This is a genomic window from Amycolatopsis sp. WGS_07 (assembly GCF_045278895.1).
Lineage (GTDB): Bacteria > Actinomycetota > Actinomycetes > Mycobacteriales > Pseudonocardiaceae > Amycolatopsis.
Map to the genome: position 1 here is coordinate 3835309 of NZ_CP136053.1, position 14352 is coordinate 3849660.

The following is a 14352-nucleotide window of genomic DNA, read 5'->3' on the forward strand; positions in this document are numbered from 1 at the left end:
TGTCAGCGAGAGGTTACCGGGCGTGGTCTAGACCGCCGGTGGCGTTGCTTCGGTCCGTTTACCGAGAGTCATTTCGGACTTTCGTGTTGCCCGGTACCGACGGTGGGTCGTTGACTGCCTGGTGCGGATTTCGCGTTGCGCGGCAACGGCTTTGGCGGAATCTGCGACGGTTTGCGGTGCCGTGGTGTCCTGATTTTTGCCGTCAAGTTCGGTAACGCGCTGCGATTTTTCCTGCACGCGGCGGTGCCCGATGCCCGTGTGGGTGAGCCTCTGCCGTGTGGTATTGGGCAGCTGTCCGGCGGGGCGGTGGAGCGTCCGGCGGCCCGGAGTTATCCACAGGGCGGTGCCGTTGGGGACAACTTTCGGCCCTCGCCCAGACGGGTGTGGATGACTCCGGAAACGAGCCTTCCCGGCGGTCGCGACGAGGTCGAGGCGGCCCAGGTGCTTCGCCTCTCGAACGGCTGAAAGCCCGTGCGGGACTCCATCAGGAACTCAGATTCCCGCAAGGCGTCCTTCACGGACAGTTAAGAGAGCGTCAGCCGGTGATCCCGGTGCACGGCCGGGTGCGCAGATCGTCCACGTAGTCCACTGGGGCGCCGGCCGCCTCCGCGGCGTCCGCCAGCACCCCGAGGTAGCGCGCCGAGGGCAGGCCGCCCTCGTAGGCGTCCAGGACGTAGAGCCAGGCCAGCACCGACCCGTCCATCGTCTGGACCCGCAGCCGGATCTTCGTGTGCATCCCCAGCTCGCCGCCTTCCCAGCGGTCGAGCCGTTCCTCGTCGAGGGCGGTCACGTCGTACAGCACCACGAACACCCGCGACGACGGGTCCTCGACGATGGTGGCCAGCGCGCCTTCCCACCCGATGTCCTCGCCGCCGAAGGTCAGCCGCCAGCCTTCCAGCCAGCCGGTGCCCGCCATGGGCGAGTGCGGGGCGCGCTCCAGCATCTGGGCGGGCTCCATGTTGGATCCGTAAGCGGCATACAACGGCACGCGGCACAGCCTAGCGACCCATGTCCCGCCCGATCGGATGCACATGCCGTGTCCCGGCCACTTCGCTTGCCGGTCAGGTTCGCCGCGTAGGGTCGGGACCACCGCCAAGCACGCGTACATAGGAGGACCCAGGTGACCAGGATCGTGATCATGGGTGGCGGCCCGGCGGGCTACGAAGCCGCCTTGGTCGCGGCGCAGCACGGCGCCGACGTGACGATCGTCGAGCGGGACGGCCTGGGTGGCGCCTGTGTTCTCTACGACTGCGTGCCCTCGAAGACGTTCATCGCCTCGTCCGGCGCGCTGGCAAAGATGCATGACCTCGGCGAACTCGGCATCAACACCGACCTCGCCGACACCACCGTCGACCTGCCGACTGTGCACGGACGGGTGAAAGGTCTCGCGCTCGCGCAGTCGGCCGACATCCGGGCCCGCGTGCAGCGTGAGGGCGTCCGCGTCGTCACCGCCGAAGCCCGGTTCGCCGACGACGAGCCCGGGCTGGCCACCCACACGGTGGAAGTCACGCACTCGGACGGGACGGTGGAATCGCTGTCCGCCGACGTCGTGCTGATCGCCACCGGGGCCACCCCGCGCGTGCTGCCCGGCGCGGTGCCCGACGGCGAGCGGATCCTGGACTGGCGTCAGCTGTACGACCTCACCGAGCTGCCCGAGCACCTCGCGGTGATCGGGTCCGGCGTCACCGGGGCCGAGTTCGCGTCCGCGTACACCGAGATGGGCGTGAAGGTCACCGTCGTGTCGAGCCGCGACCGCGTGCTGCCGCACGAGGACGCCGACGCCGCCGCGGTGCTCGAAGAGGTCTTCTCCCAGCGCGGCACCACGGTGGCCAAGCAGGCCCGTGCCGAACGCGTCGAGCGCACGGACAAGGGCGTCGAAGTTCACCTGGCCGACGGTCGCGTGATCGAGGCAAGCCACGCGCTGATGACCGTCGGCTCGATCCCGAACACCGCCGACATCGGCCTCGACCGCGTCGGCATCGAGCCCGGCCCCGGCGGGTTCATCGCGGTGGACCGGGTTTCGCGCACCAGCGTCCCCGGCGTCTACGCGGCGGGCGACTGCACCGGCGTGCTGATGCTCGCGTCCGTGGCGAGCATGCAGGGCCGCATCGCGATGTGGCACGCGCTGGGCGAGGGCGTCGCGCCGATCAAGCTCAAGACCGTCGCGGCGAACGTGTTCACGCATCCGGAGATCGCGACCGTCGGCATCAGCCAGCAGGCGATCGACTCCGGCGAGGTCCCCGCGCGCACGATCATGCTGCCGCTGGCCACCAACGCGCGCGCGAAGATGGAAGGCCTGCGCCGCGGTTTCGTGAAGCTGTTCTGCCGTCCCGCCACCGGCGTGGTGGTCGGCGGCGTGGTGGTCGCGCCGTCGGCGAGCGAGCTGATCCTGCCGATCGCGCTGGCCGTGCAGAACCAGTTGACGGTGGACCACCTGGCGCTGACCTTCTCGGTGTACCCGTCGCTGTCCGGCTCGATCACCGAGGCGGGCCGTCAGCTCATGCGGCACGACGATCTGGACTGATTTTCCTTCGCAGGGCAACCCCGTGCCGCACACCGCGTCTAGCGGGGTGAAGACGTGTGGCACGGGGAAGGAACGAGGGTGCGCAAGAGCGCGATTTTCGCGGTGGCGGCGGCGATCGGACTGGCCGGGACAGCGGTTCCGGCGGCGGCTTCGGCCCCCGATCCGGTGACGGTGCAGCTGAACCAGGACACCGCGGTGCTGCACGGCCAGGTGAACGCCTACCAGCGCGGCTCGGACCCGAACATGGCGTTCGCCTACTGCCCGGGTGCCAAGGCGGGCACCGCGACGTTCAGCTCGCCCGTGCTTGCGTTCTCTCAGTACTTCTACGGCGAGATGGTCGGTGTGAAGGCCACGATGAGCGCACACGCGAATCTGGTGCCAGGAACCAAACCTGGCAGCTATCCGCTCACCGTCACGTGCGACGGGAAGCAGCAGACCACGACGTTCACCGTGCCCGCCGCGCAGGTTTCGCGGGTGCCCAAGGGCGCGGCGAAAGCGGGCGACGGCAGCCTCGCCGCGTAATCATCCATGCTTCGAAAACCGCCGGAAATTGTTTCCGGCGGTTTTTTCGTTCCCAGGGCAACCCGGTGCCGGGTGGAGACGTCTTGGTTGTTGTCGGAACGAAAACGCCCGGGCCGCAGGGGGAACTGCCAGCCGGGCGCGGATTCGCCGCCGTTGTCTACGGCGGGGATCGCATTTTCATCAAGGGGAGTGTCATGAAGCGTACCGTTATTTTCTCCACCCTCGTCGCCGCCGGAATGCTTTCGGCCGCACCGGCTTTCGCGGCGGAAGCGCCCGCCACGCCTACCGCGCCGCCGTCTTCGAGCACCGCCACGCCCGCGCCGCCGGCCACGGATCAGCCGGACGACCACGCCGGGGTGCCCAAGGCGTTCGTGCGGGTGCTGCCGTCGTCCGGCCACGCCGGGGACCGGGTCACGGTGCGCGTCGGCTGCGAGGCCTCGGAAATCCACAACCTGAACTCGGCGGCGCTGCAGTTCGGCAAGCTGCACCCGGTCGGCCCGCAGAACGACCCGGCGAAGGCTCCGGTCTCGCAGGGCACCGCGACCGTCCGCGACGGCGTGAAGCCCGGGGTGTACAAGGTGACGTTCTCCTGCGGCAGCGGCGACATCGCCACGAAGTTCACCGTGCTCGGCGCGAAGCCCGCGCCCAAGCCCGCTCCCAAGCAGGTCAGCAAGGTCCCGTCCGGCGCGCCGCAGACCGGCGGCACGGACGGTCCGATCGCGGACAACCAGTCGGACGTCGGCCTGCCGATCGCGGCCGGCGCCATGGGCGTGCTCGCCCTCGGCGGCACCGGGCTCGTGGTGGTGCGCCGTCGCCAGCGTGGCTGACTAATCTCCTGGGCCTGGCTGCTTTTCGCGGCCAGGCCCAGGCGGATCGGGGGAAAGATGATCAGGAAGACAATCGCCGCGGCGGCCGTCGCGCTCGCCGCACTGCTGGCCGGTTGCTCGACCGGCTCTCCGTCGGCCCCGGTGGCCGCTTCCAGCGTCCCGTCCGCTTCCTCGGCCGCCCTGCCGAAATCGGAACCGGTCTCGCTGGACATCCCGAGTATCGACGCACATTCCAGCCTGGTGCCGCTCGGCCTCAACGCCGACAATTCCGTACAGGTCCCGCCGGTCAACACGCCAATGCAGGCCGGTTGGTACGAAAACGGCCCGACCCCTGGCGAAACCGGCCCCGCGGTCGTACTCGGACACGTGGACGGAAACAAGCACAAGGGAATCTTCTACCGGCTCAAGGAAATGAAGCCGGGAGACACAGTGAACATCGCTCGCCGCGACGGCACCACCGCGCACTTCGAGGTGACCAAAGTGGACCAGGTGCCCAAGGACGTCTTCCCGACCGACGCGGTCTACGGGGACACTTCGGACCCGCAACTGCGCTTGATCACCTGCGGCGGCGCATTCGACCGGGCCGAGCACAGCTACGTGGACAACATCATCGTGTACGCCCATCTGGTGAACGGCGGTCATTGAAAAGACGCCCCCGGTTTTTGTCGGTGCCCGGTGCGACACTGTGGCGGTTGGCAGAATTCTGGAGGCACGCATGATCACCAGGACCGAACCGTGGCCCGCGGGCACACCGTGCTGGGGCGACTTGATGGTGCCTGACCGCGACCAGGCGGTCACGTTCTACGAGGCCTTGCTGGGCTGGACAGTCCAGTCCGGCGGCCCGGAGACCGGTTTTTACGGAATGGCGGAGGTAGCCGGAAAACCGGTGGCGGGCATCGGCCAGATCCCGCCGGAGCAGGCGGGCATGCCACCCGTGTGGACGACTTACTTGTCGGTGTCCGATGTGGACAAAACAGTCGCCGCGATCACGGAGGCAGGCGGACAGGTCATCGCCCCGCCGATGGACGTCCTGTCCGAGGGCCGGATGGCCATCGCGACCGACCCGACCGGCGCGACGTTCGGCCTGTGGCAGCCGGGCAGGCACTCCGGCACGCAGGCCACGCTCACCCCGGGAGCACCGGCGTGGAACGAATGCATGACCCGGGATTTCGCGGCGGCTAAGCAGTTTTACGGGGATGTGTTCGGGTTCGGGTTCGGGGATATGTCCGGTCCCGGGTTCACGTACGCGACCCTGGACGTGGACGGCCGCCCGGTCGGCGGCCTGGGCGAGCTGGCGGAGGACAGCCCCGCGCAACCCGGGTGGGTGACGTACTTCTGGACCGCCGACGCGGACGCAGCAGCAGCGCGCATCACGGAACTGGGCGGGACGGTGCTGAGCCCGCCGACGGATACGCCCCACGGCCGGTTGGTGGTGGCAACGGATGACCAGGGGGCGGGGTTTTCGTTGATGGCACCGAACGCCCAGTCCGGGACACAGGACGGGTGGGGGTGAGGTTGGGGGAGCGAGGTTGAGCTGGGACGCACGGGGCCGGGCTGGGTTGAGCTGACCGGTCGGGCGTTGCCGGGCTGGGCTGGCGGTGTGGTGCTGAGCTGGGCTGGGTTGAGCCGAGCCGGGCGGCGCTGGGCAGAGCTGAGCCGAGCCGGGCGGTGCCGGGTTGGGTTCGGCCGGCCAGGCGCTGTCGGGCTGGGTTGGCGATGAGGTGCTGAGCTGGACCGGGCTGAACCGAGCCGGGCGGTGCAGGGGTGAGCTGACCGGGTGGGCGCTGTCGGGCTGGGCTGGCGTGAGGTGCTGGGCTGGGTTGAGCCGAGCCAGGCGGTGCTGGGCTGGGCTGGGTTGAGCTGGCCGGGCGGCGCCGGACCGAGCCTGGCAGTGGTAGCCGGGCGGTGAGCTGGCTGGACCGAGCTGGCGGTGAGGTGCCGGGCCGGGTTGATGTGGCCGGGCCGGGCGGGCAGCGCCGGGCCGAGCGATGCTGGCCGGGGCGATGCTAGGTCGGATGGTGATTGCGCCGGGCGCGGGCAGCGCTGGGCCAGGCGGTGACGTGCGGGACGAGCAGTGAGGTGCCGTGCGCTGCCGGGCTGGGCTTGATTCGTGCTGTGCGGTACCGGTTTGCGCCGCGCCGCGTTCCGATGCCGATCGGACGGGTTGCGCTGAGCCAACCTCGGTAGCGCTGATCCGACCCGCGCCAGCGGCCTCAACCCGCGCCAGGACTGACGGCGATGCGAGCCGCACCGGAACGCGAGGCTGCCGTGCTCCGGTAATCGACCCAGCTCACCTCCCGCCCGGGCCCAGAAGTCCGTGAGGGGAACCCTGAAGGATCCAGGGTTCCCCTCACAGCCCATCAGCCCACCGAACCGCGAGCGGCAGTCAAACCAACCCGCGCGGCCAGGAAGACGATCAGTCCTCCACCCAGTCGAACGTCTTCGTCACGGCCTTCTTCCAATTCCGATATTCCTTCTCCCGCCGCGACTCGTCCATGGCCGGGTCCCACTGCTTGTCCTTGGCCCAGTTCGTCCGGATGTCGTCCTCCGACTCCCAGAACCCCACTGCCAGCCCAGCCGCATACGCCGCACCAAGGGCAGTCGTTTCGTTCACCACCGGGCGGATCACCGGCACGCCAAGGATGTCCGCCTGGAACTGCATCAGCAGCTCGTTCACGACCATCCCGCCGTCGACCTTCAGCGACTTCAGCGGGACACCCGAGTCCGCGTTCATCGCGTCGATCACCTCGCGCGACTGGAATGCCGTCGCCTCCAGCACCGCTCGCGAGATGTGGCCCTTGTTCACGAAGCGGGTCAGGCCGACGATCGCGCCGCGGGCGTCGGAGCGCCAGTACGGGGCGAACAGGCCCGAGAAGGCCGGCACGAAGTACGCGCCGCCGTTGTCGTCGACCGTCCGGGCGAATTCCTCGATCTGGGCCGCCGACGAGATCAATCCCAGGTTGTCGCGCAGCCACTGCACCAGCGAACCGGTGACCGCGACCGAGCCCTCCAGCGCGTACACCGTGTCGTTCGAGCCGATCTTGTAGCAGACCGTCGTCAGCAGGCCGTTCTCCGACAGGACCTTCTCCGTGCCGGTGTTGAGCAGCACGAAGTTGCCGGTGCCGTAAGTGTTCTTGGCCTCGCCCGGCGAGAGGCACGCCTGGCCGAACGTCGCCGCCTGCTGGTCGCCGAGGATGCCCGCGATCGGCACCTCGGCGAGGGCTCCGCGCGGGCGGACCTTGCCGTACACCTCCGACGACGACCGGATCTCTGGCAGCATCGACAGCGGAATCCCCATCTCCGCCGCGATGTCCTCGTCCCACTTCAGCGTGTCGAGGTCCATCAGCAGCGTGCGCGACGCGTTCGTCGGGTCGGTCACGTGCACGCCGCCGTCGGTGCCGCCGGTCATGTTCCACAGCACCCAGGTGTCCATGTTGCCGAACACCAGATCGCCCGCCTCGGCCCGCGCCCGCGCGCCCTCGACGTTGTCGAGGATCCACTTGATCTTCGGGCCGGAGAAATACGTCGCGAGCGGGAGGCCGGTCTTCGAGCGGTAGCGCTCCTGACCGCCGCCCAGCGCGCCCAGTTCGCCGGCGATCTTGTCGGTGCGGGTGTCCTGCCAGACGATCGCGTTGTACACCGGCTTCCCGGTGTTGCGGTCCCACACCACCGCGGTCTCGCGCTGGTTGGTGATGCCCACCGCGGCGATGTCGGTCGGCCGCAGGTCGGCCTTGGCGAGCGCGCCCGCGGCGACCGCGCGGGTGTTTTCCCAGATCTCCTCGGCGTTGTGCTCGACCCAGCCCGCCTTCGGGAAGATCTGCTCGTGCTCGCGCTGGTCGACCGCGACCACGCGGCCGGAATGGTCGAAGATCATGCAGCGCGTCGACGTGGTGCCCTGGTCGATCGCGGCGACGTACGAAGTCATGGATTCCCTCCGGAAAGCTGGATCAGGTCAGGTTGTGCACGGCCAGGTAGACCAGCGCCGCCAGCGCGCCGCCGATGAGCGGCCCGGCGACCGGCACCCACGAGTAGTTCCAGTCTGGATCGCGCTTGCCCTTGATCGGCAGCAGGAACGCGTACGCGATGCGCGGGCCGAGGTCGCGGGCCGGGTTGATGGCGTAGCCGGTGGGCCCGCCGAGCGAAATGCCGATCACCAGCACGACGAACGACACCCCGGCGTAGCCGAGCGCGGTGTTGCCGAAGGTCGGCGAGCCGTCCGCGGCGGTCTTGAACGCCGGGGTCAGCAGGATCCAGCCGACGAGCACGAAGGTGCCGATGATCTCGGTCACCAGGTTCCACGCCTTGTTCCGGATCTGCGGGGCGGTGGAGAAAATGCCCAGCGTCTCCTCCGGATTCGGATGGTCGTCGAACTGCAGTTTGTAGGTCAGCCAGCACAGCACGGCGCCGAGAATCGCGCCCGCCATTTCCCCGATCAGGTAGAACGGCACGTCCGCCCACGAGACCTTGCCCGAAATGGCCAGCCCGAGGGTGACCGCCGGGTTGAGGTGCGCGCCGGTCGGCGCGGCGATGCTGGCCCCGGCGAACACGCCGAAAGCCCACCCGAAAGTGATGAACAGGGTTCCCGCTTGATGGCCGTTGTTCTTTCGCAGCACGACGTTGGCCACGACGCCGTTGCCCAGCAAGATGAGCACTGCTGTGCCCAGCAGCTCCCAGACGATGATCGCACCCGGACTCATGCTCTCCGCACCTCCACACTGGACAGTCTGTGCAGGGCCGATCACGTCCGGCCACAGCCCCGTAGCCGACCCCAGTCCGCGGCACGTTACCGGTGCGTACGCGCGCAATCCAGAAGCCGGGCGAAGCAATGTGACCATGATCGTCATGGGTTCCGCCACACGTGTCACCTCGGGGTCAGCAGACGATCACGCAAGCGTGCGATGCTGGAGAAGGTGGAGTACGAGGAGGAACGAGTGGTGACGAACCCGCAGAACGGCAGCGGTCCGGCCCAGCTGGGTCCGGCGGGCCGGGAGGAATCCTGGCGGCGCTTCGGCGACGAGACCTTCGACCTGGTCGTGATCGGCGGCGGTGTCGTCGGCGCGGGCACGGCGCTCGACGCGGCGACCCGCGGCCTGCGGGTGGCGCTGGTCGAGGCCCGCGACCTGGCGTCCGGCACGTCGAGCCGGTCGAGCAAGCTCTTCCACGGCGGCCTGCGGTACCTGGAACAGCTCGAGTTCGGCCTGGTGCGCGAAGCGCTGCACGAGCGCGAGCTGATGCTGACGAAGATCGCGCCGCACCTGGTGAAGCCGGTGAGCTTCCTGTACCCGCTGACGCACCGCGTCTGGGAGCGTCCGTACACCGCCGCCGGCTTGCTGATGTACGACACGATGGGCGGGGCCCGGTCGGTGCCGGGCCAGAAACATCTCACCCGCGCGGGTGCCCTCCGGATGGTCCCCGCGCTCAAGCGGTCCGCGCTCATCGGCGGCATCCGGTACTACGACGCGCAGGCGGACGACGCCCGGCACACGATGACCGTCGCGCGCACCGCCGCGCACTACGGCGCGGTGGTCCGGACCTCCACCCAGGTCGTCGGCTTCCTGCGCGAGGCGGACCGGATTTCCGGCGTGCGCGTGCGCGACGTCGAGGACGGCCGGGAGACCGAGATCCACGCCGGCGCGGTGGTCAACTGCACCGGCGTGTGGACCGACGAGCTGCAGCGGCTGTCCGGCGGCCGCGGCCGGTTCCGCGTGCGCGCCAGCAAGGGCGTGCACATCGTGGTTCCGCGCGACCGGATCGTGTCCGAGTCGGGGATGATCCTGCGCACCGAGAAGTCGGTGCTGTTCGTGATCCCGTGGCGCAACCACTGGATCGTCGGCACCACCGACACCGACTGGAACCTCGACCTCGCGCACCCGGCGGCCACCAAACACGACATCGACTACCTGCTCGAACACGTGAACTCGGTCCTCGCGACGCCGCTCACCCACGACGACATCGAAGGCGTGTACGCGGGTCTGCGGCCGTTGCTGGCCGGTGAGAGCGAAGAGACGTCGAAGCTGTCGCGCGAGCACGCGGTCGCGCGGGTCGCGCCGGGTCTGGTCGCGATCGCGGGCGGCAAGTACACGACGTACCGGGTGATGGCGGCCGACGCCGTCGACGCCGCGGTGGTCGACCTGCCGGGCCGTCCGCCGTCGTCCATCACCGACAAGGTCCCGCTGGTCGGCGCGGACGGGTACCACGCGCTGGTGAACCAGGCCGACCACCTGGCCGCCGAGCACGGCCTGCACCCGTACCGCGTGCGGCACCTGCTCGACCGCTACGGCTCGCTGGTGCACGAGGTGCTCGCGCTCGCGGCGGACCGGCCGGAGCTGCTCAAGCCGATCGAGTCCGCGCCGGACTACCTCGGCGTGGAGGTCGTGTACGCGGCCAGCCACGAGGGTGCGCTGCACCTGGAGGACGTCCTCGCGCGGCGCACGCGGATCTCGATCGAGTACGCCCACCGCGGCATCGACTGCGCCGAGCAGGTCGCCCAGCTGGTGGGCGGCGTGCTGGGCTGGTCGGAGGACACGGTCAAGCGCGAGGTCGAGGTCTACCGGGCGCGGGTCGAGGCGGAGCGGGATTCGCAGCTGCAGCCGACCGACGAGTCGGCGGACGCGTTGCGGGCCGCGGCTCCGGAGGCCCGGGCGGGATTGATCGAGCCGGTCAGCTGACCATTTCCTCGTGAGTGCCGGTGCGAACCGGCACTCACGAGGGCTTGAGCACCCAGCGGATGAGCGTTTCCCCGCTGGGCGAGGGCCGCTCCTCCGGCCCCACCCGGGTGAACCCGGCCCGCCGGGCGACCACCTCGGACGCGGTGTTGCTTTCGTCGTGCCGGTAGGCGATCTCGTGCAGGCCCAGGCGGGCGAACCCGAACTTGATGGCGGCCGAAAGCGCTACCGCCGCAATGCCTTTGCCCCGTTCGGCCGGATGCGTCCACACCGACGCCTCGGCGGTGCCGAAGTCGAGGTCCAGATCGCGCAGCCCGACCTCGCCGAGCAGCCGTCCGGTCTCCGGATCGGCCACCGCCCACGAGCAGCGTTCGTCGCACGCCCACTGCGCGGCGCGGAGCGTCACGTATTCGGTGGCCTCGTCGGGGGTGCGCAGCCGGTAGTTCAGGACGTACCGCCGATGTCGCGGGTCCGCGAACGCCTCCATCAGCGCGGGCCGGTCGTCGACTTGCCGGTCCGCGCGCAGCTGACGCAGGTAGAACGCGCCCGCGTTGATGTCCACGGGTTCCACGACTCGAGCCTAACCGCCCGGAGGCGGGCAGCGGCTGCGTGCCGTGTCACGGCACACCGGCGCAAGGTGAAAAACTCTTGCCGTTTCGGGCAGTGCTCGGGAAAAACCCGTCGCCGCCCGAAGATCATCCTGGCAGCGTTTCCCGGTATGCCGGACAATCTGACCCAGCTTGCCGCCGACCACGCCCGTCTGCACGGATGGGACGACCTGACCGCCTTCATCGCCGACGACCGGACCTGGACGTTCGCCGAGGTCTACGCCGGGGCCGCGCGCGTCGCGGGCGGCTATCGAGCCGCCGGGCTGCGCCGCGGCGATCGCGTTCTGCTCGCGCTTCCGGACAGCGTCGAAATGGTCTGGTGCCTGCTCGGCGCGTGGCAGGCCGGAATCGTCGCGATTCCGGTGAATGTCCAGATGAGCCACGACGATCTGACCCGCGACATCCGCACCGCCGAACCCGCGCTGATCGTCGCTGACCCGGAAACCGCGGGCTGGCTCGGCGACGCGGGCCTCGCCCCGGTGACCGACGCGGAACGGCTGGCCGCGGCGGAACCGGAGACGGAGTTCGCGGAGGGCGGGGACCATCCGTCGCACGCGATGTTTACCTCCGGGACGACCGGCGCGCCCAAACTGTGCTTTTACCTGCACAGCAACTTCGAACCGAAGATGCTCAGCACGGAAGGGGTTGGCACGGTCGCACTGTCGGTGTCGCGGATGTACTTCTCCGGCGGGCTGTTCTCGTCGGCGATGGCCACGATGTGCACCGGGCAGACGTCGGTGCTCTCGCGGCCGCGCGCGACTCCGGCCGCCGCTCTGGAGCTGATCCGCCGCTACGACGTCGCGACGCTGTTCGCCCAGCCGAGTTTCTACGCGCGTCTGCTGCTTGAGCCCGGGCACGCCGAGACGCTCGGAAAGCTGCGCGGCGCGATGTGCGCTGGCGAGGTGCTTTCCGCGCAGTTGCGCGAGAAGCTGGTGCCGATCTTCGGCGATCGGCTGCTGAACCTCTACGGCGCCACCGAAGTCGGCGGATACGCCGCAGGGCGACCGGCGGACTACTCCGACGTGTCCGCGGTCGGGCCGGTTTTCGAGGGGCGTTCTGCGCGCGTTCTCGTCGACGGACAGGAGGCGGCGGCCGGGACGCAAGGCGAACTGCAGTTCCTGGTCCCGTTCGCTACGCGCGGTGTCGCTCGCGGCAGCCTCGGCCCGGATCAGGTGACCAATACCTGGTGGTCCACCGGCGATCTCGGGTCCATTGACGCACAGGGCGTGATCCACGTGTACGGACGGCTGGACGACGTCGAGGTGATCGGCGGGCAGAACGTGGTCCCCGGCGAGGTCGAACGGCTTCTCGAAAGTCACCCGAAGGTGCGGGAAGCGGCGGTCAGCGCGGTGCGGCGCGAGGCGGGGGACACGACGTTGCGCGCTTACGTGGTCGCCACTTCGGGCACCGGAGACGACGAGTTGGGCGCCGAGTTGGTCGCGCTGACTCGCGAGCACCTGTCGTGGTACAAGGTGCCGCAGGACGTGATGTGGCTGGATGCGTTGCCGCGCAACGCAAACGGCAAGGTGTTGCGGCGGCAGCTCCGTACCGTGGGCGGCCAGTGACCTAGGCGGAGGAGGGGATCGCCGGGAATTCCGCGTGTACGGCGGTCCCTTCCCCTCGCGCGGACTCGATGGTCAGCGAGCCCGCGACCTGTTGTACGCGCTGGCGCATCGCTTCCAGGCCGAAGCCGGTGCCGTCACCGCGCTCGCCGGCGGCGAAACCCCTTCCGTCGTCACGGATATCGAGCATGACCAGGTCGCCGGCATAGGTGAGAGTGACGCCGATCCGGCTGGCACGCGCGTGTTTTTCCGCGTTGGCCAAGGCTTCCTGCGTCACCCGGTACAACGCCACCTCCAGTTCGGGCAGCAACGGCCGCGCGTCGCCTTCGACGTCCGCGGTCACCTGCGCTCCGGACGTGTCGGACACTCGATTCGCCAAGCCCGCCAACGCTTCCGGCAGGTGCGAGTCGGCCAACGGCTCCGGCCGTAACGCCTGAACCGCCCGGCGCGCCTCGGTGAGACTGTCTTTCGCCAGCGTGTGCACATGGTCGAGATGCCGTTGCCGATCCGCGGCTTCGGTGGCCCGGTCGGCGGCTTGCAACTGAGTGACGATCCCGGTCAGCCCTTGCGCGACCGTGTCGTGGATTTCGCGGGCCATCCGTTGCCGCTCGTCGAGCACTCCCGCCTCCCGGGCCCGGGTGAGCAGTTGTGCGTGCAGCTCCGCGTTTTCCGTCAACGCCGTTTCCAGCCGCGCGTTGGCTTGCGCGAGTTTTTCGTTGGTACGACGGCGTTGCTCGTTCTCCGCGCCGACGAACCACGCGACGTACAGAATCGGCCCGACGATCGACACCGCGGTGATCCACGGTGGCGAAGGCTGCCAGATTCCCTTGGCCAGCAACGGAACCACTGCGGTCGCGGCCGCCGCGAAGATGCTCCAGCGCGTCGGGAACAACACGAACGCGATGGGGTAGCCGATCGACGCGAAGGCGGTGAACGGATCCAGCCGTGCGGTGAGCACGGTCGCCCCGGCCAGCAGTACGACGAAAAATCCGACGGCCAGCCACGGTTTTCGCGTACGCTGGGGGAAGATCGGGATCAACATCAATAACCACAGCCCGCTCGCCGCCGCGAGCAGTAGCGTGGTGCGCCACTGCGCGGGGTCGCCGTGCCGCTGAGTCGCGGCGATGATCGTGCACACCGCGAGCGCCACGATGCCGACCCCGGCGAACACCGGGCCTGCCCAGCGTTCGGCCTTCGGATCGACCGAACCCGGCCGCAGCCCCATCATCGGGCTGGGCCGCGGCTCGTGGTCCGGCGGGCTCAGCGTCGCCGCCAGCCGCTGAACAGGATCAGCAGCAACGGCAGCGCGAACACGATCAGCAGCCGTCCGCGCGTCACGATGAGCACGATTACCGCCAAGGCGATCGAGAGCGGCACCGAGTACCGCCACACGAACGCGCTCAGCTTGCCGTTGCCCGCCGACGGCACGACCGGCTGCGGCCGGGCGGTGGCGAGCAGCGCGCTCGGGCGCGGCGAGGGCAGGTCGTCGAACAGCGGCACCAGCTCGCTCACCAGCTTGGCTGAGGTGACCTTCGCCGAGCGGCTGCCGTACTCGTCGATGTCGAGCCGCCCGGTGCGGACGTGCTCGGAGAGGACGTCGAGCGCGTCCTGCCGTTCGTCGTCGCTCAACCGCAGGTCAGCCAT

General features: G+C 69.4%; 14 protein-coding genes. 8 read left to right on the forward strand and 6 right to left on the reverse strand.

The window, feature by feature from the left end; translation table 11 throughout:
• Positions 1 to 535: 535 nt before the first annotated feature.
• On the reverse strand, positions 536 to 988 hold the full coding sequence (locus RPX00_RS18345) for a gamma-glutamylcyclotransferase (protein WP_406640860.1): 453 nt from the start codon (positions 986 to 988) through the stop codon (positions 536 to 538).
• 132 nt (positions 989 to 1120) lie between these two features.
• On the opposite strand from RPX00_RS18345, the gene RPX00_RS18350 reads away from it, so the two are divergent.
• From RPX00_RS18350 to RPX00_RS18375, 6 genes are all read left to right on the forward strand, one after another.
• Positions 1121 to 2524, forward strand: coding sequence for an NAD(P)H-quinone dehydrogenase (locus RPX00_RS18350; protein ID WP_406640862.1), 1404 nt, complete (start codon positions 1121 to 1123; stop codon positions 2522 to 2524).
• Positions 2525 to 2602: 78 nt separating this feature from the next.
• The gene (locus tag RPX00_RS18355; RefSeq protein ID WP_406640864.1) at positions 2603 to 3046 is read left to right on the forward strand and encodes a hypothetical protein; all 444 of its coding nucleotides are present in this window, start codon (positions 2603 to 2605) and stop codon (positions 3044 to 3046) included.
• Between the two features lie 194 nt (positions 3047 to 3240).
• Complete coding sequence (locus tag RPX00_RS18360) at positions 3241 to 3873, forward strand: hypothetical protein (protein WP_406640866.1); 633 nt, start codon at positions 3241 to 3243, stop codon at positions 3871 to 3873.
• Positions 3874 to 3930: 57 nt separating this feature from the next.
• On the forward strand, positions 3931 to 4518 hold the full coding sequence (locus RPX00_RS18365) for a class F sortase (protein ID WP_406640868.1): 588 nt from the start codon (positions 3931 to 3933) through the stop codon (positions 4516 to 4518).
• A 70-nt stretch (positions 4519 to 4588) separates the two neighbouring features.
• A complete protein-coding gene (locus tag RPX00_RS18370) occupies positions 4589 to 5386 on the forward strand; it encodes a VOC family protein (RefSeq protein WP_406640870.1) in 798 nt (265 codons plus the stop codon).
• Positions 5387 to 5650: 264 nt separating this feature from the next.
• The gene (locus tag RPX00_RS18375) at positions 5651 to 5782 is read left to right on the forward strand and encodes a hypothetical protein (RefSeq protein ID WP_406640872.1); all 132 of its coding nucleotides are present in this window, start codon (positions 5651 to 5653) and stop codon (positions 5780 to 5782) included.
• Between the two features lie 507 nt (positions 5783 to 6289).
• Here RPX00_RS18375 and glpK read toward each other — a convergent pair.
• Together glpK and RPX00_RS18385 are read right to left on the reverse strand one after the other, a co-directional pair.
• The gene (gene glpK, locus RPX00_RS18380) at positions 6290 to 7798 is read right to left on the reverse strand and encodes a glycerol kinase GlpK (protein ID WP_406640874.1); all 1509 of its coding nucleotides are present in this window, start codon (positions 7796 to 7798) and stop codon (positions 6290 to 6292) included.
• Between the two features lie 22 nt (positions 7799 to 7820).
• A complete protein-coding gene (locus RPX00_RS18385) occupies positions 7821 to 8570 on the reverse strand; it encodes an MIP/aquaporin family protein (protein ID WP_406640876.1) in 750 nt (249 codons plus the stop codon).
• A 201-nt stretch (positions 8571 to 8771) separates the two neighbouring features.
• On the opposite strand from RPX00_RS18385, the gene RPX00_RS18390 reads away from it, so the two are divergent.
• Positions 8772 to 10541 (forward strand): glycerol-3-phosphate dehydrogenase/oxidase, encoded by a 1770-nt coding sequence (locus tag RPX00_RS18390; protein WP_406640878.1) that lies wholly within the window; start codon positions 8772 to 8774, stop codon positions 10539 to 10541.
• 34 nt (positions 10542 to 10575) lie between these two features.
• On the opposite strand, the gene RPX00_RS18395 is transcribed toward RPX00_RS18390, so the two are convergent.
• On the reverse strand, positions 10576 to 11109 hold the full coding sequence (locus RPX00_RS18395; protein WP_406640880.1) for a GNAT family N-acetyltransferase: 534 nt from the start codon (positions 11107 to 11109) through the stop codon (positions 10576 to 10578).
• A gap of 147 nt (positions 11110 to 11256) precedes the next feature.
• Here RPX00_RS18395 and RPX00_RS18400 point away from each other — a divergent pair, with 147 nt between their 5' ends.
• The gene (locus RPX00_RS18400; RefSeq protein WP_406640881.1) at positions 11257 to 12711 is read left to right on the forward strand and encodes a class I adenylate-forming enzyme family protein; all 1455 of its coding nucleotides are present in this window, start codon (positions 11257 to 11259) and stop codon (positions 12709 to 12711) included.
• 1 nt (position 12712) lies between these two features.
• Here RPX00_RS18400 and RPX00_RS18405 read toward each other — a convergent pair whose 3' ends face one another.
• Positions 12713 to 13936 (reverse strand): sensor histidine kinase, encoded by a 1224-nt coding sequence (locus RPX00_RS18405; RefSeq protein ID WP_406640883.1) that lies wholly within the window; start codon positions 13934 to 13936, stop codon positions 12713 to 12715.
• A 32-nt stretch (positions 13937 to 13968) separates the two neighbouring features.
• Positions 13969 to 14352 (reverse strand): DUF1707 domain-containing protein, encoded by a 384-nt coding sequence (locus tag RPX00_RS18410; protein WP_406640885.1) that lies wholly within the window; start codon positions 14350 to 14352, stop codon positions 13969 to 13971.